Below are 23,459 nucleotides of genomic sequence, written 5' to 3' on the forward strand. Positions count from 1 at the left end.
ATAAACCAAACCGGGCAACAAACGTCCCGTATAGAGGAGAACCAGACAGGATGCCCCTTTACACGAATTGCGAGGGCGGCTTGTTGTAATACTTTTTGAACGCTTTCGAAAAGGTGTACGGATCAGGGTAGCCGAGCAGCTCGGCGATTTGTTTGATCGTGTACGATCTCCGGTACAAGTAGTCGCGCGCGCGGTTCATGCGTACTTGATACAAGTAGTAGCCGGGTGTGACGCCGACGGTCTGCTTGAAAAACGTAATGAAATATTTCTCCGACATGCCGGCTTTTTCGGCAAGCTCGCGGACGGCGATCGGACGGTGCAGCTGTTCATGCACAAAGCGGAACACCGGCTGCAGGATGTCCATCTGACGGGAAGCCCTTGCCTTCGGAGGCGTGTCCGCCGGTTCGCCGCTGGCGGCAGCGGCTTCGGATTCCGCCGCATTTTCGATAATTTTGGCGAGCAGTACGGTCAGACAGCCTTTAAGCCGGACGCTCGACAAAACCGAACGATTGGAATACCGCTCGAAAGCTTGCCGGAACAAAGCCGCCTCTTCCTGCACCGAGCTTCCTGCAACAATGCCGGATAAAGGGAAATCGTCCAATATCCGCGACCGGTCCCCGATGCCAAAATCAAAGTGAACGTAGATAAACCGGCAGCCCTCCTCCCCGTTCGAAGCGGTGTAAGGAACGTTCGGATAAAACAAAATCAGGTCTCCGGCCTTCGCCGTCCCGTTCACGTCCCCCATCCGCAGGGCAACCGTCCCTTCCTCTACGATCCATAGATCATAATCGGAGTGCTCCTTGACTTCTCTCCACCTGCTGTCGTGGTATAGCGAATGGCAGGAGCCGATCCGAAGTGATATATGCTCGGACAGCTCGTTGAACAGGTGAAAGGACCCCGCCTGACCTTTCATAGGTTACCGCCCCTTCGATACTTTTTGACGAATCGCGTTGGTTCCAATATAGCACAAGATTATGGCCGGCATCTCAATCGTACTATTTGACATCCGCTTAAAACTACAGTCCATTTGAATTCATTCCCATCCTTTTATAATAAAGGCGAGAAGGAAAAGGAGGGATACGCTATGAATCGGGATGGCGGGAAATCTGGCAAACCTAACAAACCGGGCAAACCGAAAGTTGTCGTACTGGGAGCGGGCAGTTTGTTTTTCGGAAGACAGTCGATTTGGCAGATGGTCACTTCGCCGTATTTGAACGAAGGGACGCTCGCGTTGGTCGATACCGACGAAGCCCGGCTGAACAAGCTGCTGAAGCTGGCCCGTATGGCGGCGGCCGAGCACGGGGTGAAGCTGGCCGTGGAAGGCTCGACCGACCGCCGGGACGTACTGAAGGACGCCGATTTTGTCGTCCTCAGCTTTGCCAAAGATACGGTAAAGTACAGGGGCATCGACTGTGCGGTGTCGGAGAAATACGGCATCCGCATGTGCTCCGGGGATACGATCGGACCGGGCGGCATATTCAGGGCGATGCGGGAGCTGCCGGTCATCATGGAAAGCGTCCGCGATATCGGGAACATGTGCCCGGATGCCTGGGTCATCAACTACATTAATCCGTCCGCCGTGCACGGCATCGCCTTAAGCCGGTATGCGCCGAAGCTGAAAAGCTTCGCTTTGTGCGACGGGCTGCATATGCCTCATGTGAAACGGAATTATTTGAGACGGTCCGGCCTTATTGGAGAAGCCGGTCAATTTACGGAAGACGTGTCGCGGCGGTTCGACCTCCGGATTGCTGGCGTCAATCACTTTACGTGGCTGCTGAAGGCGGAATTCGACGGAAAGGATGTTGCTCCATTAATCGCCGAATCGCTTCGCAAAGCGGCGGAAACCGGCACCGACGGCGGCGATCGCGGAGCCAAGGCGGCGTACAACGACGCGATCGGGTATGAGCTGTACGATATTTTCGGATACATCCCCACGTGTGTCGCCCATACGAAGGAATACGTGCGCTTTTGGCAGGGGCTCGGCAAGACGGTGGAGCCGGTTCCGCCGCTGCATATATGGGAGACGGAAGAACGCTACAAGCGGCATGACGAGATGTGGAAGCAGGTCGACGCTTTTATAACCGGCCGGAAGCCGATCTCCGAGTTTAAGACCGCCTTCGGTCCCGATCATGCGACGGATATTATTGAGAATATGGTCGGCGGACTGGGCAAGCCGTTTTATATCAACACGCTAAACCGCGGGGCGGTGTCCAATATGAGCGGCGACGCTTTTCTCGAGTTGCTCTGCGATGTGACGATGGAAGGGATCGTACCGCGGCCGGTAGGGGAAATGCCGCGGGGGATCCGCGGGATGCAGGAGCTCGTCCTCGATACGCACGAGCTTACCGCCGAAGCCGTAGTGGAGCGGAGCTTTGTCAAGCTGAGAAGGGCGATGATGACCGATCCGCTTGTCAATTCGATCGGCGACGCCGACCATATCATCAGAGAGCTGCTGGAGCAGGAACGGGAAGCGCTGCCCGCCTATTGGTACGAGTAACGGCGGCGATATGCGTTTTGCCAAAGGCGAAAGGATAGGACGGGGCAGGGCAGGGAAGAGCAGGACAAGGGCAGGGAAGAGCAGGACAAGGGCAGGGAAGAGCAGGACAAGGGAAACCAATTGCAGTAACCTTCTTGGGCTGGACACCTAAAATGCGCTTATCAGGCGGCGGGACATCCTTCGCGAAATGAGGGAGGAAATCCGGGAGGTTATCCGCTCAGCCTCCTCTCCAAACCTCGGCACATGTAAAAGACGCCCTCCCTGGGGAATCTGGGAAGGGCGTCTTTTACGCCGCCAAGTTACGCCGCCAAGTTACGCCGCCAAGTTACGCCGCCAAGTTACGCCGCCAAGTTACGCCGCCATATCGGCGCAGCTGCTGGCCGGCGCGATCCCGTGCGCCGGATTTTCCTAAAAAAAGACGGGCCGGAACCTTCGTTCCGCCCCTATACGATCAAGGCTGCGCCGTCGTTTTCGCCGCTGCGCCTTCCTGGGCCTTCCACTGCTTGCAGGCGTTGTACAGGCCCGTATAGTTTTTTTTGACATACTCCACGACCCGTTCCTGCTTGCTGGACGGTTGACGCTTGTGCAATTTCAGAGGCTCCATCGTACTCTCCCTCGCTGCATAAAGTGAACAACGAAAGCATTTATATGCAGCTCGGCGCGTCAATATGCTTGTCCGTAGCCAAAAACAGGCGTGTGACGGCACAAAAAAGGCTGTCCCACCAGGAAAAATCTCCACTGAGTCAGCCCCGCAGCTGCATAAGTTGAACGAATACACTCTATGGTTAAGCTCCACTATCCGAAGCCAAGTCCAATCCGGGACATTCCAAACCTCGTTATTTCAAAAACAGATCCGCCACTTCCCGCCAATTGTTGACGCGCGGATAGCGGGTCTCTTCGATGTTGTGCGAAGCGGTATACAGAATGCCCTGCCCCCGGAAGCGCTCGAATTGGTAGGCGTGGTCGTCGATCAGATAGTCGGCGTTGATGATGCTTTTGTCACCGCAGAACACGATGTGGGTGTTCGGGATGAAGTCGAAATGCTCCTTCAGCCATTCGTACTTGGCGGCGAACGAAGCCGGCACCTCCATGGCGGCGGTGGCGATGAAGATCTCGTACCGGGATTGCAGCTCCCGGATCACGTCCTGGCTGTCCGGTAACACTTTCAGATCCCGCAAAAAGGAGGGGTCCTCGAAATATTTCGATACTTCGGAGCCGCACTTGGCGACATGGCGCAGCTTTTTGCCGCGGAGGTCGTCTACGGTGAGGCAGTCCGCATAGTCCCGGTTGTAACACTCGAGCATTTTGCCCAGCGTGTCCCCCATAACTTCGTCCATATCGATTGCGATGCGTGGTTTGACGGCGTCCATCCGGCATGCTCCTATCTTGTTGTTTACCTCTATGCTAGCCGTAAACGAAGGCGAGGTCAATGGATAACGGATGCCCGGGCCGCGCAGGCCCGCATATGCCGGCAGACCTTGGCGCGTGGGAGGACGGACGCATAGTGCTTGGCCGAAAGGCGTGATATAATGTACCAAAGAATGGGTCGTGATTCAATATAGGGGAAACGGCAAGTAGACAATCGCACAGAAGGATCGGAGCCGTGACATATGAAAGTAATCCTTGTTGATGATGAGCGCTTGGCTCTTGAAGTTATGGGGAGATTGATCGGGGAAATCGATAGCTTCGAGGTCATCGGCAAGTATACGAACCCTCATCAAGCCTTGGAGGCCATCACTCGCGAGGAGCCGGACGTGGCGTTTCTCGATATCGAGATGCCCGAGATTAACGGAATCCAACTGGCGGAGCGAATACGCAGCCGGCTGCCTTCGGTGAAGATCGTGTTCGTGACCGCCTACGACAATTACGCAGTCAAAGCGTTCGAGCTGAGCGCAATCGACTATCTGCTGAAGCCGGTGAAGCGGGAGCGTCTGGCCGAAACGGCAAAGCGGCTCTTCGAGAAAACGGAGAAAGCGGCCGTCCCTGTTCCGGACAGTCAGCTCCTCATCCGGTGTTTCCAATCGCTGCAGATCGAGCTGCCCGCAGGCTCGGCGGAGCAGGCCGCGATTCGCTGGAGAACGTCGAAGGCGCAGGAGCTGTTCGCTTTTCTGGTCCATCAGCGGGGGCAACTGGTCAGGAAAGACACGCTGCTGGATATGTTATGGCCGGAAGCGGATTGGAAGAAAGGGTATACCTTGCTGTATACGGCGGTGTACCAGATTCGTAAAATGCTGGAGAACGCCGGGGTCAACATGCGCATTTTAAGCTATGACGAAGGCTACCAGCTTGAGATGAACCAGGCGAAGCTGGACGTCGCGGACTGGGAGCACGGCCTGCGCGAAGCGCCCCCGATCTCGGCCGCGACGCTGCCGGAGCATCGGAGCTTGCTGGAGCTGTACCGCGGCGATTATATGGCAGACAACGCCTATATCTGGGCGGAAAGCGAGCGCCAGCGGCTGAGGGTGCTTTGGATTCAGCACGCGATGGCGGTAGGGGAATATCTCATCGCTTCCCGCAACTACGCGGAAGCGATTGCGCTCCATCTCCGGGTCCAATCGCTCTATCCGTACATGGAGCAAACCTACTTCATCCTGATGCAGCTGTACGAAGCCGCAGGGGACCGCGGCTCCGTCGAACAGCAGCATAAACGTCTGGAAGAGATGCTGCGCGGGGAGTATGGTACCCAGCCGCAGGAAGCCGTCCGCCTCTGGTACGAGAGATGGAAAAGCAAGTCCTGAACAGCCGCCTCCGCGCGGCCTACTTCTTGGCGGGCTTGATCAGAACGGTGCCCAGCGCATAACGGCCGTCGGCTCTTTTCCCGTCCATCGCAAACTCGACCCCGGGTTTCCCGGATTGCGGATCGAGAATGGCGGCGTTTACCGTGTACGTGCCTTCCTGGAGATGATCCGGAAGCGGCAGCGCATAGGAGGCTTCGTGCTCGCCGGGAAGCCACTTCCGAATATCGATATCGGTCCGGACGGCGGCCACGATCGTCCCTTGTCCGTCGGCAAGCGACAGCTCGAGCGGCCAATTGTAATAAAACGGCGCTACTCCCCGGTTGTTCACCGCAAGCGAAATAGGCAGACTTTTGCCGGCCGTCGCTTCTTTCTCGTGCGTTTCTTTCGTCAAAACGAAGCGGTAGCCGATCGTTTTCAGAAAACGGTCGATGTTCGGCTGAATCGCTGCATCCTTCTCCCGGTAAGGCGCGCTGGGCCCCATCCAGGTGACATGCGTCAGCCGGGCTTGCCGCAGCGTCTCCTCAATCACGCTGTCCTTAAAATACGAGCCGCTGGAAAACTCGCCGCCGCTCGGCGAAGCCGCCCAGAAATCGGGCATCGCCGGCTCGTCCTCGTCCGTCAGCCAAGATTTGTATCCCTCCGTATACCACTTCAGGAAGCCGTCGATCGTCGATTTCGATTTTCCGAAGGCGTCGTTATACAACCCCATCTTATGATCGAGCGCGACCTGATGCGGCCGCCTCATAAGCAGATGCTTGTCCGGAAACGCGCGGACATAATGCTCGGCGTACTGGTCCGAGATGTTCCGTTTCGGAAACGGAATGAAGCCCTGATCGTCGTCCCGCGTATGCCACTCGCCCCAATGGCCGAGGCTGCCGAGCTGGATGAAGGCGATCTGCGGATCTTGGTTATACCGCTCTCCCAGAGCGTTCAGCAGCCGCTCGTGGTTTTGGATCAATGCGGGATGACCGTAATCCGGGCTGAAGCCTTTGCCGTAATCGCTATCGTACCAATCCCCTTTTTGGCCGATTTCTTCATACAGCCAATCCGGTATATCCATATGCGACTGCTCGCGGGGGTAATCGAGAATAACACGCAAAATGAGATGAACGCCCCGCTGCTTCCAGAGCGCAAAATGAAACCGTTTCTCCACCGCTTCGAACGCGTATTTCCCTTTTTCCGGCTCCAGTTCCCGCCACGAGAGATTGGCGTGGGCGAGCCGGAACGGCTGCACCGCATTGTCGTATTTGGCATCGATCGCGAATCCCATATAGGGGTTGGCAAGCACAAGGTCGGTTTCGGCCGACATGTAGCTGACGGCCTGGATTTTCGTATCGGCGCGAAGATGACTGGCGATCAGCAGGCCGGACAGGCCGGCGGCGATCAGGACGGCAACGAGTGCATAACTTCGGGTCAAGCGCAAAGGAAGTCCTCCATCCATGAATGCGTATAGTTCTACCATTATATATCGACTCGGGAAAATCTGGCTATATAGGAAACTAGTTCAGTTTTTGTTCAGATCGATGTCGTACAATCACTTTCATTGTCGAAATATTACGGGCGAAGAAGTGGTGATTAACTTGAGAGTACTGGTAACAGGAGGCTACGGATTCATCGGATCTTTTGTAGCCGAACGGTTTTATAAGGAAGGGTATGAAGTCTCGCTTATAGACAGCATGTCCTCGGGGGACAAGAGCAACATTACCTTCAAGCACAAAAGTTATATCGTCTCCATCGAAGACCGCAAATGCGAAGAAATATTCCGGAGCACCAAGTTCGATGTGGTCGTTCATCTGGCCGCGCAAGTAAACGTATCGACCTCGCTTGACAATCCGCGTTTGGATACGAAATCCAACGTTCTCGGGCTCTCCAACATTTTATCTCTGTCGCACAAATATGGCGTCAAAAAGTTTATTTTCGCCTCCTCGGCCGCCGTATACGGGGAGAACGACCGGCTGCCGCTCGCGGAGTCGGAGGAGTGCGAGCCGATTTCCCCGTACGGATTGAACAAATGGATCGGGGAAACCTACTGCCGGAAATGGCAGGACATTTACGGGCTGGAGACGATTTGTTTCCGGTTTTCTAACGTGTACGGCCCCCGCCAGGGAAGCGTCGGCGAAGGGGGAGTCGTGTCGATTTTTACCGAACGGGCGCTCCATGCGAAGGAATTGATGATATTCGGCGACGGAGGCCAGACACGCGATTTTATTTACGTGGAGGATATCGCCGACGCGATTTACCGCGCCTCGTATTCAAGTCTGACCGGGGTGTACAACTTATCCACGAACAGGGAGACGAGCGTGAACGAGCTGGTCGACACGCTCCAGTCGCTGCATGGACCGATTCCCGTTACCTACAAGGAAGGTCGCTCCGGCGATATTTACCGCTCGGTGCTCGACAATTCGCGGATTAAGAAAGATCTGGACTGGGCGCCGAAATATTCGCTGAAGGAAGGGCTCGGCCGGACGTACCGGTGGTTTGCCGACGAGCATAAGCGCTCGGAAGAACGGCCGGCTGACGTAAAGGCGGACGGCTCCCCGGTCTGGACGACGGTCAAAAAAGCGCTCCCCTATGCGGAGAACGCGCTCGCGTTCGGGGTTACCGCCTGGATCACGCTGTCGCTGCAAAACGGCATGTACGATATTCTCGATTTCCGGCTGATCTACATTATCCTGCTCGGCATTCTTTACGGGAACCGCCAGTCGCTCATAGCCGTCGCGCTATCCGTCGCGCTTTACGTGTACCAGCAGCTGGACAACGGGCGCGAATTCGTGTCGCTGCTTCACGATACCGAGTTCTTTTTCCATACCGCCGTTTATTTGTTCATCGGCCTCGTCGTCGGTTACGCCATCGAGCGCAAAAACCTCGCGCTGCGCAATATGAAGCGGCAGACGGAAACGACGGAGGAGAAGTACGCGTTCCTGAACGACATCTACACGGAGACGCGGCTGGTGAAGGACGAGCTCCAGCTGCAGGTGATGAACAGCAGCGACAGCTTCGGCAAAATCTACTCCGTTACGAAGGAATTGGAAAGTTTGGAGCCCGAGAACATCTTCAACTCAACCGTCAGCGTAGTCGAATCGATTATGAAGGTACAGGTCGTATCGATTTATACGGTCAACAAATACGGGAACTATCTTCGTCTCGTAACCCGCTCGGGCTCGGGCGATTATGAGGTCGCCAAGTCGATCAAGGTGGAGGACGTCGATTTCGCCAGGCACGTGCTGCACGACAAGAAGCTGTTCGTCAACAAGGAGCTTCAGGCTGACGCTCCGCTGATGGCCGCGCCGGTATGGAACGGAAGAGAAGTGGTCGCGGTCGTCGCGTTGTACGGGATGAAATTCGACCATTTCACGTTGTACTATCAGAACTTGTTCAAAATTACGGTCGACCTCGTCTCCTCCGCTTTGTCCAGAGCGCTCTCCTTCGTGGAGGCGACGGAAAACGTGAGATACATCGACGGCACGCCCGTTTTGAAGCCCGACGTGTTCCATGACATTCTCGTTAGCAAACGGATCGGCAGAGCGAAGCACGGGACCGAATACGTGCTGTTGTCCGCCGGAGACGGCAATGAGCTGACCATCGACTTGTCCCATCTAATCTCCGGCTCGCTGCGCGAAACGGACTATATCGGGATCGGGCCGGGCGGGGAGCTGATGGTGCTGCTCAGCAACTCCAGCTTGGCGGATGCGGCCTTCGTCCTGGAACGGCTGCAGAGGAACGGCGTTACCCTGACGGTTGCGGAAGAGGAAGCCCAGTATGTTTGAGATCGCGTGGCTCGTCTATATCGTCGTATGCGGCATCGTGTTCGGAATCCTTTACAGGCAGGACAGAAGAGAAGGGTGGACCCGCTTCGCGCTGGCCGCCTCGCTGCCCGTGGTCGGCTTCCTGCTGCCTCTTTTCCGCTCCGGGGGCAGAGGAGAGCGGAAATCCCGCCCGGTCGAATCGGGAATATTCGATCATTTCAGCATCCGGGACGTGGAGCAAACCAATCTGTACGACAGCCCGGACACCGTCAAGGAGATGAACGTCGTGCCGCTGGAGGAAGCGCTGCTCGTCAACGACTTTTCCACTCGGCGGAGAGTAATGATCGATCTGCTCAAGCAGGATTCCCTCGACTATCTGGAAGTTCTGCGTCTGGCGGTCAGCAATGAAGATACGGAGACGTCCCACTATGCGGTCAGCGCCATTACGGGCATCAAGCGCAAGCTGACGCTGACGCTGCAGCAATTGTCGGTCCAGTATGAGGAGAACAAGGACGATCCGTACTTGCTCCGTTCCTATGCGGACGTTTTAAAAAACTATATGCGCAGCGGATTTCTCGATGAGCGGACGCTCGCCAAGCACCGGTATACGTATTCGGCTGTGCTGGCCCGCCTGCTCGAGCTGGAGCCGGAGTCGGCCGAGGCGTACGCGGAGAAAATCGAAACCGATCTGGAGCTGGGCGAATACGCTTCGGCCGAAGCGTGCGCGGAAGGCTTCCTGCGGCATTGTCCGCATAACGAAAACGCCTACTTGTGCCTGATGAACGTATATTTCACCGTCCAGTCGATCGAGAAGCTGAAGGAAACGCTGGACCTACTCAAGCAATCTCCGATTCGTTTGTCGAACGAGGCATTAACAACCGTGAGATTCTGGTCGGAAGGAACATGAGATGGATACGAAAGTAAAACTGAAACGAAACGTTTATATCATTATCGCGGGCGTGCTGCTGCTCGCGCTTGCGATTCAACTGACGAGCTCCCGCTACGTTTTGCAGTTCAGCCGGAACGAGGCGGTGCCGGCTCAAGCAGGGACATGGAAGCCCGCCCTTGTGGACAAGGCCGCGCTGGCGTCCTCGGGAGCTCCCTATTGCGTGGTCTACGAGGGCCGCGAGTCTTACAGCGTACAGATCAAGGATCAGGCGGAGCATACTTTGAAGTATATGAAAAAGCCGATCCGGTCGTTCGATGTGAGCAGCGGCGGATTTCAGCCGGGCTCCTGCGCGGCCGTTATCGTCGCGACGGAGCGTCTGGAGCTGCTGGGCGCAGACGGGACGGCGCTCGCCGGCTATGTGGAGAACGGAGGTTACGTGTTTCTCGCGGTCATCCCCGAACTGGACGACACCTTTTATCGCATCTATCGGAAAATGGGCATCGTCGCAGCCAAGGACATCCTGCCTTCGAACGGAATCGAGCTGACCTCGAACGTGTTGATCGGCGAGAAGGGGCTCGTCATCGACGCTCCGATCATTACGAATACGTCGGTGGTCGCCGAATTGGACGACAAGAGCCGGGTGCTGGCCAAGTCGGCCGAGGGTATCCCGCTTCTCTGGGACTATTCGTACGGCAAGGGCAAGTTCATGGTGTACAACGGAACGATATTGACTTTAAAAGTAAACCGCGGCTTGTTGGCGGGCGCGATTAGCATGCTGGAGCCGGAGTTTATTTATCCGATCTTCAACTCCAAAATTTTTTATATCGACGATTTCCCCGCGCCGATTCCGAAAGGAATCAACGAAGGTATCTTCCGCGACTACCGCCGCGACACTCCGGCTTTTTTCAAGGAAATCTGGTGGCCGGACATGCTGAAGGTGGCCAAACGGTTCGATGTCAAATATACGGCGGCTCTGATCGAGTCCTATAACGACCAGGTCAAGCCTCCGTTTCGGGAGCCGGTGGACGCGGATCTGAAAGGACTTCTCAGCTACGGCCGGGAGGTGCTCAAAAGCGGGGGAGAGATCGGCCTTCACGGCTACAATCATCAGTCGCTTCAGCGAAGCCGGGACGTAGCCGCCTGGTACGGCTATATGCCGTGGGAATCGGTCGAAGACATGACGGAATCGATCAAGGAATCGGTGGAGTTTGCGGGCAAGGCATTCCCGAACTATACGATGCTCTCTTACGTTCCCCCCTCCAATGTGCTCAGCCCGGAAGGCCGGGAGGCGCTCAAGCAAGGGTGGCCGAGTATGGCGGTGATCTCGTCGCTGTACGGAATCGATGAGGCCGGACGCGCCTACGTGCAGGAATTCGAGGTGGCGCCGGACGGAATATTGGAGATGCCGCGCCTGACGTCGGGGTATCTGGAACAGCCGTTCGACCGTTGGATGATGGCCAATTCGATTACGCTGTTCGGCTTCTTCTCCCACTTTATCCACCCGGACGATCTGCTCAGCGAGGACCGTAACAACGATATGTCGTGGGAGGAGTTGTACGAAGGCTTCTCCTCCATGCTGGAGCGGCTTGACCGCGTGTATCCGTGGCTGAGACATTCGACCTCTTCCAAAGCGGCCGTCGATATGGAGGAGGTGCTGACGAGCCGTGTCGAGTTTACACGCCAGGAAGGGAAGATCAGCGGCAAAATCGACTCGTTTCGCACCCGGCAGCACTTCATATTGAGGACGGAGCGGGCCATTCAAACGATGTCGGGCTGCAAAGTGCAGAAAATCGACGAGTCCGCCTATCTGGTCACCGCGGTTCAGGCAAACTTTGAAATCGGGTTGGGAGATTGAAAACTATGCGGATCTGCATCATCGCCGAAGGCTCTTATCCCTATATAACGGGCGGGGTTTCCAGCTGGATTCATTCTTTGATGACCAGCATGCCCGAGCACGAGTTCGTCATCTACACGATCGGCGCGCAGGAGCAGCAGCGCGGTCAGTTCAAATACAAGCTGCCGCCGAACGTCGCGGAAGTCAAGGAAACGTTTCTGGACGCGCTGCTGGACGAGCCGGGAGGCAGCCGGAGGAGTATCCGGCTAACGGCGGCGCAGAAGTCCTCGTTTCGTTCGCTGCTTTCCGGAGACGGGGACGTCGACTGGGCCGGGCTTTTCGCGCTGCTGCGGTCGGAGCAGTTCGTGGTGGCGTCCGATTTTCTGATGAGCCAAGATTACTTCGACATCCTGGTCGAGCTGTGCAGCGCCAAGTATTCGCAAATCCCGTTTACGGAAATGGTATGGATGGTCCGTTCGATGATGCTGCCGCTGTTCCAGGCGGTGCGCCAGGATATCCCCGAGGCGGATCTGTACCACAGCGTATCGACGGGTTATGCCGGTGTGATCGGCGCGCTCGCCAAGCATCTGTACGGCAAGCCGTATTTGTTGACCGAGCACGGCATCTACTCCCGGGAGCGGGAAGAGGAGATCATTAAAGCGGATTGGGTCAAAGGATACTTCAAGGATTTGTGGATCGAATATTTCTACCGGCTGTCCGGCTGCGCCTACGATTATACCGACCGGGTCATCACTTTGTTCAACCGCAACCGGGAAATCGAGATGGAGCTGGGCTGCGATCCGGACAAGATCGAGATTATTCCGAACGGCGTGAACGATCAGGACTATGCGGATGTCGCGCAGATGCCTCCGAAGGAGGAGACGAAAATCCGTATCGGCGCGATCGTCCGCATCGTGCCGATCAAGGATATCAAGACGATGATCCACAGCTTCGCGCTCGTGAAGCAGCAGGTGCCGAATGCGGAGCTGTACATCATGGGGCCTGCGGAGGAAAACGACGAGTACTACGAGGAATGCTTGCAGCTCGTGGAATCGCTGCAGGTGGAGGACATCATCTTTACCGGCTCAGTCCGCATCAAGGATTACTTGGGGCGGATGGATCTCATGCTGCTGTCGAGCGTAAGCGAAGGGATGCCGCTCGCGGTGATGGAGGCGATGGCGAGCGCAAGGCCGGTCGTGACGACCGACGTCGGCAGCTGCCGCGAGCTGTTGTTCGGGCGAGACGACGGGATCGGTCCGGCCGGCATCGTCGTGCCGGTTATGCATTACGATCAGATGGCCGGCGCAGTCGTCCAGCTGTGCATGAGCCGCGCCCTGCGCGAGCAGATGGGACGCAACGGGCTGGAGCGCATTCGTCTGCATTACACGCACCGGAAGTTTATCGACAGCTACAAGCGGCTGTATGCATCCTTTGAGGAGGTGAGACCATGGCGGGCATAGGTTTTGAGCTGAGAAAGCTGTTCCGCGACCAGGGACTGCTGAGCAGCATCCGGGCATACGGCTATTCGTCGCTGACGACGGTCGGGCCGATGGTGCTGTGCATCTCGATGATCATCCTGATGCAACGGTTGATGGCGTCGACCGGAGCCGCCTATTTGGAGCAGGAGCTGTTTCTGGCGACGGTCGTGTACTGCTTCATCTTTTCCGTGCTGATTACGGGAGGGCTGTCGCTTCTGCTCACCCGGTTTATCGCGGATATGATGTTCGAGAAGAAATACGAGCATATGCTCTCCTCGTTTTACGGAGCTGCGGCTGTATGCTTGCCGCTCGGCGCGGTATGCGCCTGGCTGTTCTTGAGAGGCGTTACGGCGGGATTCGGCTACAAGGCGGCTGCGTTCCTCTTTTTCTCGGAGCTGATTATTATCTGGCTGCAGACGGTCCACTTGTCGGCTCTGAAAGATTACAAGCGGATCGTCCGCAATTTCTTGTACGGCGTGGCGATTGCGGTATTGGGCTCTTGGCTTGTACTGGCGCTGACTCCGTTCAAAAGCGCGACCGCGGTGCTGACGATGATGGCGATCGGATTTTTTGTGATCGTGCTGCTGTCGGCCCGCCATTTCGAGGAGATGTTCCCCCCGAAGTCGAGCCGGCTGTACTTCCGCTTTCTCGGCTACTTCCGCAAGTATCCCGCTTTGTTCGGGATCGGGACGTTTTTTTACTCGGGGGTGTACATCCACAGCTTCGTTTATTGGTTCGGGCCTTACAGCGCGCGCGTTGCGGACCAGTATGCGATATCCCCGTTTTACGATTTGCCGGTTTTTTATGCCTATTTGACGATCGTGCCTACGCTGGTGGCGTTTGTCGTCTCGATGGAAACGTCGTTTTACGAGAAATACCGCGACTACTACGATAGGATTTTGAACGGCGGCACGTTTAACGAAGTGAAACGCGCCAAACAAGCGATGCAGCAAACTTTGATGCAGGAGATCAGTTTTATTATGGAACTACAGCTATTGTTTACCGTTATCTCGATCGCGCTCGGCATCAAGCTGCTGCCGATGATCGGCTTCTCCATGGTTCAGCTCGATACGTTTATGACGCTCGTGCTCGGTTACTTTTTGTTTATTACCGCCTTTATCGTCATGCTGCTTATGCTGTACTTCGACGACCGGAAGGGAGCGCTCGTCATCAGCGGCTTGTTCGTCGTCTTGAACGCCGGGATGACGTATTGGACGATGAGCTCCGAGAACCACGGGCTGGGCCTGTTTCTCGCCGCGTTCGTGACGCTCGTGCTAGCTTTGACGCGTCTGGTGGCCTACGTCCGGAATATCGATTATTACACGTTCTGCGCTCGGCCTTCCGCGTTTACATCCAAGACTTCGGGACCGGGATTCGGAACCAAGCCTCCGTTCTGGAAGCAAGGGGGCGGCAAGGCGGCTGCAACCGCCGTTTCGGTGCTCGTCTTGTCCGTCGTGCTGGCTGCGTGCTCGGAGGAGGGCGGGGAGCCGGGCAAGACTGCCGCACCCGGGGCGACGGTCGTTCCCGCGATGTCCGGCGAACGTTTCATCGACGACAAGCGGCTGTACGAGCGGGATGAGGATACGTCGGTCATTCCTTTGTATTTGACGATACTGCCTGAAGATAAAAATGCGGCGAAACCGCTCAGCTGGTACCAATTGAACCGGATTACGGACCGGATGGAGGAAGGCGAGCTGAAGATGATCTTCCAGGAAGGCGCGCCCGACGGAAGCGGCCCGGTGCAAGGCGCCTTCGGCTACGGAACGACGGAGGCCAACGCCAAAATCAGCATTCGCGGCAAGACGGCCCGGTACGCCCCTCAGCGCTCATACAAAGTCAGGCTGAACAACCAGGCGGGGCTATGGCGCGACCAGCGCATCCTCAACCTGAACAAGCATTACTACGACCCGTCGCGTATCCGCAACAAGTTCAGCTATGACATCCTGGAGACGCTGCCGGACATCGCCAGCCTGAGGACCCAGTTCGTCCGGCTGTATGTGAAAGACTTGTCCGAACCGGGCAAAGCGAACCAGTCGTTCGTCGATTACGGCTTGTACACCCACGTCGAAAATCCGAACGAGATGTTTTTGAAAAACCATTGGCTCGACCCGAACGGGCAGCTGTACAAGGCGGTCATGTTCGAGTTTTTCCGCTACTCCGACGCCTTGAAATCGCAATCCGATCCGGGCTACAACAAAGAGGCTTTCGAGAAAGTATTGGAAATCCAGGGCCGCGAAGACCACGACAAGCTGCTTAAGATGCTGGACGACGTGAATAATATGGCGATTCCGATTCAGGACGTCATAGCCAAGCATTTCGATCTGGACAACTACATGACCTGGCTCGCCGCCAATATATTGATGGACAATATGGATACGGACGCGCAAAACTACTTGATCTACTCTCCGTTAAATTCGGACAAATGGTACTTCGTCCCGTGGGACTACGACGGAGCCTGGGAATTGCAGCGGGGGCTGAACAGCATCAGCGAGTATGCGAACGGGATCAGCAACTATTGGGGCAACGTGCTGCACAGCCGGTTTTTCCGCAGCGAGGCGAACGTCCGTCTGCTTGAAAATAAGATTCACGAGCTGCATAAGTCGATCAACAACGAATCGGTCTCCGCCCTGCTGGAGCCGTACCGGTCCGTCGTGGAACCTTATCTTCGCCGCTCGCCGGACAAAGATTTCTGGACGATCCAGGAGAACAAGCTGGACGCCGAATTCAAGCGCATCACGGAAACGCCGAGCCGTTCGATTGCCCGCTTCCAAGAGGATCTACAAAAACCGAAGCCGATCTTCCTCGGCGACGTGGTCCAGAGCGGCCAGCAGCTTAGCTTCACCTGGGACCATTCGTTCGATCTGCAAGGGGACGACTTGTACTACGACTGGTCGGTAGCCAAAGATCCGGCGTTCACCCAGATTGTCGGCCAGCAATCGAACTTGACGACAACGAAGCTGACGATCGACAAGCCGAAGCCGGGAACGTATTACTGGAAAGTGATAGTCCGCGACAAAAACGGCAACAAGCAAGTCGCCTTCGACTCGTATGAGGACGAGAAGGGCGATCCCTACTATGGAATCAGGCAGATAAAGGTGGAGTAGACGTGTTATTTCTCGGACGAAAGCTACGGCATGAGTTGAAGTATTACATTAACCCGCATGAATATGTCGCGCTCCGCCAGCGGATCTCGTCGCTGCTCACGCTGGACAAACACTCCGGAGCGTCCGACGGGTACTGCGTGCGCAGTCTCTACTTCGACGGGCCGCACGACCATGCGCTGTATGACAAAAATAACGGAGTGTTCAGCCGCGAGAAATATCGGATACGCGTCTATAACGGAAGCGACCGGGTCATCAAGCTGGAGCGCAAAAGCAAATACGGGGATTACGTATGCAAGGAGTCGGCGTCCTTAAGCCGCGACGTGTACGACCGTCTGCTCGTAGGGGACGGATCGGTGCTGAAGGATGCGACTGTCCCGCTCCTGAAAGATTTCTACATGGCCGTCGAAATGCGCGGATTCCGCCCGGCGGTCATCGTCGATTATATCCGGGAAGCGTACATCTACGAATATGAGGACGTCCGCATCACGTTCGACAAGAAGCTGTCGGGAGCCGTGAATACGTACGATCTGTTTGATCCGAATCTGGCCCTCGTCGAGGCGCTGGAGACCGGCCGGACGATTATGGAGGTCAAATTCAACGCCTTCTTGCCGGAATCGGTACGGCTGCTGGCGCAGCCTCACGCTCATAACCGGTCCGCGATCTCGAAGTACGTCATCTGCCGTGAGCTGGGGATCAAACATTTCACTCCGTAACGATATGGAGAATCAGGCGAGAGGAAGATTGCAGTGGGGGATTCTACTAATTTTCAGGATTTATTCAAGAAAAGCGTGCTTCATCTGGAGGCGTTCCGGAATGTATCCTACATCGACGTCATTATCGGACTGGCCGTCGCTTTCGGGCTCGGGCTGTTTATTTTCTACATCTACCGGAAAACGTTCCGGGGTGTCGTCTACAGCTACAACTACAACGTCACGTTCGTGCTGATGACGATGCTGACGACGCTGATTATCATGACGATCAGCACGAATATCGTCTTGTCGCTCGGGATGGTCGGCGCCCTCAGTATCGTCCGGTTCCGGACGGCGGTCAAAGACCCGCTCGATACGATCTACATGTTCTGGGCGGTATCGGCGGGGATCGCCACGGGGGCGAAGCTGTACCCGGTCGCCATCATCGGCTCGGCCGCCGTCGGCCTGGCCATGATCTGGCTGTCGAGACGGAAAGTGAGGGAGCAGCCGTACCTACTCATTATCCGCCATTCCGAATCGGCAACCGACAGCGTTCGCGAACAGATTCGCAAATTAAACTATCATCTGAAGTCGAAAACGGTGCGCAAAGATTTTACCGAGCTGACGCTGGAGCTGAGGCTTCGGGACGACAATACGGCGTTCGTCAGCGAATTGTCCGATGTGGAGGGCGTCGTCGACGTTGCCTTGATCAACTATACGGGCGATTACGCGCAGTAAAGAGTGAAGTCAAGGAGAAGCGATCTGGATCGTCCGGGTCGCTTCTTCCCATAATACTTTCTCGCCGAGGGCTTCTCCGATGAAGCGCAGCGGGACGAACGTCGTTCCTTCCAGCAGCAGGGGCGGATGGCTAAGCTCTGTCCGCTTGCCGCCGATCGACGCTTCGGCGCTGCCGATCGCGATGCGGACGGTTTTGCCTTTGCGGATCGTCACCTCCGCAGAGTCCGGGTCCCAGCCGATGTCGGCCCCGAGCGATTCCGCTATCGCGCGCAGCGGCACGTACGTCGCGCTGTCGATCACTTCCGGACGCTGGGAAAAGAACTGTTCCTTGCCATCGATATAAAGGCGGGGAGCATTTGTTTTTTCGCGGATTCCGATCAGGCCGAAGGCCGGCGAAGCGCATACCGCGTCTCCGGAAGGCACGGCGGTACACTGCACTTTGTCGCGAATTCCTTCCCATTCCAGAATGTAACGCTGCCGCCCGGATTCGGTCAAGGAGTACCAGTTCGAAGCGTTATCCTGAAAGTAAATATGATTGGCCGCATCCGCTTGCAGCGTCTCCGGCATTATCTTTCTGTTGCCGTCCGGCTTGTACGTCCACGCGATCTTGCCGTTTTCTTCCTTACTAATTCCGTTCTCCGTCACCTTCACGCCGTCCGGCACGCCCGTGTTCGGACTCGGCGCCGTACCCGCCGGGGTTCGCTCGCCCGAAGGCAGCACGGCGATCGTCCGCCCTGCGGCCTGGTAGTAGAACTTATTGTCGGCGGAGCCGGTCAACTGCCCGGGGGCCTGCTCGAGCAGCCTCCAGGCTATGTCGAATTGGTCGGCGCCTTGAAGGGTGGCGGAGGACGCCGGTGCGGAGGCAGCCGCCGAATGGGGCGGGCGAAATTCGAGTTTGCGGATCGTCTCGGACGTCTCGGGAGCCGCATAGGCCGCAGCCGGCACCAGGAGAACGAGGAGTAGGGAAGGAAGCTTTAACAGTCGGGCCGCTCGCATGGGAATCATCCTTAGTCGGGTAAGTGTACTTGTCTATTCCTCCATCATAATGGATATTGGAGGAAACGACAATCGCGCCCCCGGATGCTGGCTGCTTGCGGCCTGCAGCCGGTGCGGGTGATTGTCTTCCTGGAGAATAGGGCAGGATCTCAAGCCGGAGTTTCCGTTACATTTTTAATTCGCCGGGAGTTACCCCCCAATATTTGCGAAACACCCGAATGAAATGACTCGTATCTTTATAGCCGAGCTGCAAGGCCGCTTCCGAGACGCTGCTGCCTGCGATAAGCAGCGATTTGGCACGCTCCATTTTCCGGACCATCACGTAATCGGTGAACGATTGCCCGACGGCTTGCTTGAACATCCGGCTCAAGTGGGAGGAGTTGACGTGCAGCCGATCGGCCATCGTGTGAAGCGTTATATTGCCGTCGATCTCTTTTTCCACGATATCGGTTATTTGTTTAATCAGCGGGTGGATATCGGACTTTTTGGCGGAACGCCGGTACTCGATAACTTGTTGGATCGCTCGCCGCATGAGGTCGTAACCATGTTCTTTCCTGAAAACGGCTTGTATATTTACGAAAGCGTCGTATTCGCCGTCGAGTACGGTCTGTACGTTCCATCCTTGGCGATTGCAGATGCGAACGAACAATCCGCAAATCATAAGCATGTTGACGCGTGCTTCGTCCGGGTTCGGGATACGCTCGATCCGTTCGACCCACCATTCCTCCAGCGCCGCTAACGCCTTTGCGCGATCCCCTGTTTCCAAACCGATTTCAAGTTCCGTCTCCCAATGCGCGTTCGTTCCGGGCGAATCAGGCGTATCGTGATGGAAATGCCTCGTCTGGCTCTCTCGGTGAAAAGTGGCGTCGTAGCATACTTCGATCGTCACTTCCTCCAGTTTATCCTCATGCTCTTGTGAGCCAAGCCGGACGATCCGGGATGACCGGTCAAAATACCAGCCGCCCCGCGCCGAACCGGTTTCCGGCGGATGGACCGTTTCCTCGGCCAAGATTCCGTCTATCGTCACTTGCAGCGGTTTGGCCGGAACATGCAGGTAGACATCGTAGCCGCGTCTGCACGGCATTCCCTCATAATGACCCTTCCGGGTACCGATCCGAACCGTGGTTCGCTTATCCGTGGTCCGGCAGCTTATTTTCGATTCGGCGATCCGATGCTCCATATACCCGTAAGTTACCCCATCGTCTTCCATGAGAACATATTCGCTTTCGCCATACGGGTACAGGTGGAGACTGATGGTCTCCGGCTGCTTCGGCCCGATATGGCTCATCTCCGGCCATACGGGGATGATGGCGCCTGCTTTGACGAACAACGGTCCGCCGGCCGGCGCGACCGCGGCATATTCCAACTGCTTCGGCCCCGTATGCCGTTCGCCGGTCCAATAGTCGAACCAGACGCCTTCCGGCAAATAAACGGTACGGGTATATGCGGCTACGAGAAGCGAGCCCCCGAACATATACTGATGCAGCAGCTCGTCCGCATGCGGATCATCGGGAAAGGCCAATGGCATTGCGCGAAGGATCGGCATACCGGTGCGGGCGGCGTTGTGAGCGGCTGAATAAATATAGGGCAGCAGACTGTAGCGCAATTTGGCATACGTTCGGAACGTTCGCAGCAGTTCGTGTTCCAGCAAGCACGGATGGTGCCAGTAAGCCCAGCTGTTCACCTGCGACCAGGGCTGCAAAAAACCGAAGTGGATACCCTCGGGCGTAGAAACGTCCATATCCTCGGTAGTATGGACATGACCGGACATGCCATGATTGAGCATCGAAACGAGAGCCGGTTGCTGATCGGAAGTACCGGCCCATGTGGCGGCGTATCTTTGCATACCCGCGTACCCGTTGGCCATATAGATCATCGACCGCAAACCCGTCTGCTCTTTATAACCCAGATGCAGCTGCTTGGCGAGCAAAATCGGATACAGATTGTGCATCTCATCATCGCTCATCCCGTTGCCCCACCTTCGTCCGGACGTTTCCAGCCCGAAGGGTGCACCGCTCAGCTTGAATGCGCTCACGCCTTGATCGACGAACTTCCGCAAATGATCGTACCAGGGCGCTTCGGTAAACGCCTGGATTGCGCTAGACGCCGACTCCGACAACGAACGCTCTTCCTCTATGCTCAAGTCATGCGTGCAGGTAAGCCATAAGCTAAGCTTAAAGCCGAGCTTGTCCAGTGCGCCGATAAACGTATCGGATTTTTTGGAGTAAGGAGGGAGGGCAAATCGTTCCGGATGCCAGTTTTTATGAACGGATTCGCTGGGTGAATCCATCCAGCCCGGTTCGAGCCCGATCGTATCGCAAGGAATACCCGCCCGTCGGAAATTGAGCGCATCGTCCACCATCTCGCGCGCATTGACTTGCTGGTGGCATACGTAAGTCAGGCCATAAGCCCAGACGGGCAGCAATAGCGGCTTTCCGACCACGCCGGTATAGCGGTCCAGCAGCTCGGCATAGGAGTCGCCGACAAACAGGAAGAAGTCCAGCTTCCCGCCGGTCCCCTGGAATGTCAACAAGTTGCGCTGCGCATGGCCGATATCGATCTCGTGACACCAGGTCGTGTTTATGAAAAGCCCCCATCGGCGGCTGCTCATTAGAAATGGAACGGGGGCGTAGCGGTGTACATTCTCGATCCGCATCTCGGCCCGATGTCCCCGGTGCTGAATACGATCTCTCTTCACATCGCCGAGCCCGTATATCCGCTCACCGTCCGCCAGCGTGAAATGAGCGCCGAATCCTTGGGCGGCATCGGACCAGGGGCGATCGGCCTGGCACGTCAGCAATTCGCCGCGTTCATTGCGCAAAGAAAGACAGCCGTTCCGCGTATCGACCGTAAGCGCCGCTTTGTCCGTTCGGATTGTGCAAGCAGGACCGTCGTATTCCAGCACGTAGTCGCACGAGCTGCGATGTAAGACGATACCGTAACGTTCGAGGGCGGATTCCGGAAAGTCGTCCGTTTCATGAAGGCGAATCCGCAGCGTACCGGGAGATACCGAATCTACGCGCAAATAGCCGCCGCTGGCAATTTCAAATACGATACCGTTCGATTTTGCGCTCAACTCGCTATGCCTCCTTATTCAAACAGTCATCGATATCCTATTGATTGCAATCGATCGTCCTACGAAATGTATGCGGTTCCATATACAATGATTGTAATTCCACGAAAGCAAAGAAAGCAATAAGGAAGGTCATTCATGAAAGGAGGCAACGTCCCATGAAACGAAACATGTCCGACAAAATGTCTAGAAAAACGCTTCTTGCCACTTTGGGAGCGGCCGGCACTGCTGCCGTTAACGGCGTGGTGCGGATTGACGCGGCAGGGACTGCAGTGTAAGGGATTCGGAGATTCCAAATATTTTCGCAAAGGGGATAAGGGAGATGGCTCAAAAAAACGGGAAAGCGAGCGCGGCGGCACTGTTGTCGCTCATACTGGCAACCGGCATGACGACGGCATGCGGAAGCGGAAAGGAAGGACAGGAAGGAAAAACAAACGAACCTCCGCAAGAGCCGGTCGAGCTGGTCCTGTATTATCCGTTTATTAACGATTGGGACGAAGAAGGATTGAATCAATTGTTGGGGGAGCCGCTCAAGAAAAAATTTCCTTATATGACTCCCAAGTTTATCGTGGGCGGTTCGAGGCCGGGAACAGGCATAGCCGAACTGATCGCCGCAGGTCAAACAATCGATATCATTTTTTGCTCGATCGGAGCGACGCCGCCTACGCTGCTGGATCAGAAGCTGGAATTCGACATCTCCCCTCTGATCAAAAAGGCAGGTTACGATCTGAGCAAACTGGAGCCGACAACGGTCGATATGGCCAAGCAAATCGCAAAAGGCGGCATGTACGGTCTCCCGGCGTACGTTCCTCCTTCGGCGCTTTATTACAATAAAGACGTGTTCGATAAATTCGGCGTTGCATATCCGAAGGACGGCATGAATTGGGATGACCTGGAAGAACTGAATAAGAAGCTTACGCGAAAAGACGGGGATACGCAATACTACGGGATGGCGATGCCGTTCGGACATTTGGCGCTGATGAACGCCCGTTCGCTCAATCCGATCGACCCGGCATCGGAGAAAGCCGTTATCCATACGGATGGCTGGAAGAAGTTTGCCGATAATTTCATACGGTATTATACGGTTCCCGGCTACGAGAAGACGGCTAATGCGCTGGATGTCGGCACTCAAGTAAATCGGTTTTTCAAAGACCGCAATACGGCCATGTTCCTCGAGATAACCGGCACGCATGCCGCCCAATTGGAAGGAATGAACTTCGACATCGCTACGTTTCCCGTATTTAAAGATGCGCCATCCGTCGGGCCTCAGCCTTACCCGACGTACTATTACATTACGAATACGAGCAAGTACAAGGATCAGGCGTTCGAGGCCATCTCCTACTTCACATCGGAAGAGTTCCAACTGCAGAAGTCGAAGGAAGGAAAGATACTGACCGTATTGCAAAATAAGGCGGTCAGAGAATCGTTCGGTCAAGATGTGCCATTGTTCAAAGGCAAAAATACGAAAGCGATGCTGCCGCAAAAATACGGTTCCGCGAGCGCAGTGACGAGATATAACAGTATCGCCACGACCGAATTTTACAATGCCGTCATTGCAGCCATCAGCGGCGCGAAGGATCTCAATACGGCGCTGCGCGATGCCGAAGAAACGGCTAATCAAAAAATTCAGACGGCAAAGCCGAAGTAGGCGCATACCCCGGAGAAGAGGTGTAAAGC

The 23,459-nt window shown here is 55.9% G+C and carries 16 protein-coding genes; 10 read left to right on the top strand and 6 right to left on the bottom strand.

Annotated features, from left to right (window positions below; genetic code table 11):
- Window positions 1-58: 58 nt before the first annotated feature.
- Entirely contained in the window at window positions 59-913 is an 855-nt protein-coding gene (locus AC3Y2E_RS12080; protein ID WP_379210479.1) for a helix-turn-helix domain-containing protein, read from the bottom strand.
- Between the two features lie 171 nt (window positions 914-1,084).
- Between AC3Y2E_RS12080 and AC3Y2E_RS12085 the strand changes: the two genes are divergently transcribed.
- The gene (locus AC3Y2E_RS12085) at window positions 1,085-2,497 is read left to right on the top strand and encodes a family 4 glycosyl hydrolase (RefSeq protein ID WP_379210481.1); all 1,413 of its coding nucleotides are present in this window, start codon (window positions 1,085-1,087) and stop codon (window positions 2,495-2,497) included.
- A 451-nt stretch (window positions 2,498-2,948) separates the two neighbouring features.
- On the opposite strand, the gene AC3Y2E_RS12090 is transcribed toward AC3Y2E_RS12085, so the two are convergent.
- Both AC3Y2E_RS12090 and AC3Y2E_RS12095 read right to left on the bottom strand, forming a co-directional pair.
- Window positions 2,949-3,101, bottom strand: coding sequence for a hypothetical protein (locus AC3Y2E_RS12090; RefSeq protein ID WP_379210483.1), 153 nt, complete (start codon window positions 3,099-3,101; stop codon window positions 2,949-2,951).
- 232 nt (window positions 3,102-3,333) lie between these two features.
- A complete protein-coding gene (locus AC3Y2E_RS12095) occupies window positions 3,334-3,867 on the bottom strand; it encodes a 5' nucleotidase, NT5C type (RefSeq protein ID WP_379210485.1) in 534 nt (177 codons plus the stop codon).
- A gap of 240 nt (window positions 3,868-4,107) precedes the next feature.
- Between AC3Y2E_RS12095 and AC3Y2E_RS12100 the strand changes: the two genes are divergently transcribed.
- Window positions 4,108-5,235, top strand: a complete 1,128-nt coding sequence (locus tag AC3Y2E_RS12100) for a response regulator (RefSeq protein WP_379210487.1) — start codon at window positions 4,108-4,110, stop codon at window positions 5,233-5,235.
- A gap of 19 nt (window positions 5,236-5,254) precedes the next feature.
- Here AC3Y2E_RS12100 and AC3Y2E_RS12105 read toward each other — a convergent pair whose 3' ends face one another.
- Entirely contained in the window at window positions 5,255-6,658 is a 1,404-nt protein-coding gene (locus AC3Y2E_RS12105) for a DUF4832 domain-containing protein (RefSeq protein WP_379210489.1), read from the bottom strand.
- A 157-nt stretch (window positions 6,659-6,815) separates the two neighbouring features.
- Between AC3Y2E_RS12105 and AC3Y2E_RS12110 the strand changes: the two genes are divergently transcribed.
- From AC3Y2E_RS12110 to AC3Y2E_RS12140, 7 genes are read left to right on the top strand one after another with little or no spacing between them, the layout of a single operon-like run.
- Window positions 6,816-9,002 carry an NAD-dependent epimerase/dehydratase family protein gene (locus AC3Y2E_RS12110; protein WP_379210491.1) on the top strand — a complete coding sequence of 729 codons (2,187 nt, stop codon included), beginning with the start codon at window positions 6,816-6,818 and terminating at the stop codon, window positions 9,000-9,002.
- Entirely contained in the window at window positions 8,995-9,888 is an 894-nt protein-coding gene (locus tag AC3Y2E_RS12115) for a hypothetical protein (protein WP_379210493.1), read from the top strand. The genes AC3Y2E_RS12110 and AC3Y2E_RS12115 overlap by 8 nt, the downstream gene beginning before the upstream one ends.
- Before the next feature lies 1 nt (window position 9,889).
- Window positions 9,890-11,725, top strand: coding sequence for a DUF2194 domain-containing protein (locus AC3Y2E_RS12120; RefSeq protein ID WP_379210495.1), 1,836 nt, complete (start codon window positions 9,890-9,892; stop codon window positions 11,723-11,725).
- Window positions 11,726-11,730: 5 nt separating this feature from the next.
- Entirely contained in the window at window positions 11,731-13,164 is a 1,434-nt protein-coding gene (pelF, locus tag AC3Y2E_RS12125) for a GT4 family glycosyltransferase PelF (protein WP_379210497.1), read from the top strand.
- Window positions 13,152-16,286 carry an exopolysaccharide Pel transporter PelG gene (gene pelG, locus AC3Y2E_RS12130; protein ID WP_379210499.1) on the top strand — a complete coding sequence of 1,045 codons (3,135 nt, stop codon included), beginning with the start codon at window positions 13,152-13,154 and terminating at the stop codon, window positions 16,284-16,286. The genes pelF and pelG overlap by 13 nt, the downstream gene beginning before the upstream one ends.
- 2 nt (window positions 16,287-16,288) lie before the next feature.
- Window positions 16,289-16,999, top strand: a complete 711-nt coding sequence (locus AC3Y2E_RS12135; RefSeq protein ID WP_379210501.1) for a polyphosphate polymerase domain-containing protein — start codon at window positions 16,289-16,291, stop codon at window positions 16,997-16,999.
- 33 nt (window positions 17,000-17,032) lie between these two features.
- Complete coding sequence (locus tag AC3Y2E_RS12140) at window positions 17,033-17,713, top strand: DUF4956 domain-containing protein (RefSeq protein WP_379210503.1); 681 nt, start codon at window positions 17,033-17,035, stop codon at window positions 17,711-17,713.
- Between the two features lie 9 nt (window positions 17,714-17,722).
- On the opposite strand, the gene AC3Y2E_RS12145 is transcribed toward AC3Y2E_RS12140, so the two are convergent.
- Window positions 17,723-18,709 (bottom strand): copper amine oxidase N-terminal domain-containing protein, encoded by a 987-nt coding sequence (locus AC3Y2E_RS12145; protein WP_379210506.1) that lies wholly within the window; start codon window positions 18,707-18,709, stop codon window positions 17,723-17,725.
- Window positions 18,710-18,875: 166 nt separating this feature from the next.
- Window positions 18,876-21,785: a TIM-barrel domain-containing protein gene (locus AC3Y2E_RS12150; protein ID WP_379210508.1), complete on the bottom strand. Its 2,910-nt coding sequence runs from the start codon at window positions 21,783-21,785 to the stop codon at window positions 18,876-18,878.
- A gap of 319 nt (window positions 21,786-22,104) precedes the next feature.
- Here AC3Y2E_RS12150 and AC3Y2E_RS12155 point away from each other — a divergent pair, with 319 nt between their 5' ends.
- Entirely contained in the window at window positions 22,105-23,430 is a 1,326-nt protein-coding gene (locus tag AC3Y2E_RS12155; protein ID WP_379210510.1) for an ABC transporter substrate-binding protein, read from the top strand.
- Window positions 23,431-23,459: the final 29 nt, after the last annotated feature.

It is taken from the genome of Paenibacillus sp. MAH-35 (genome assembly GCF_058135425.1).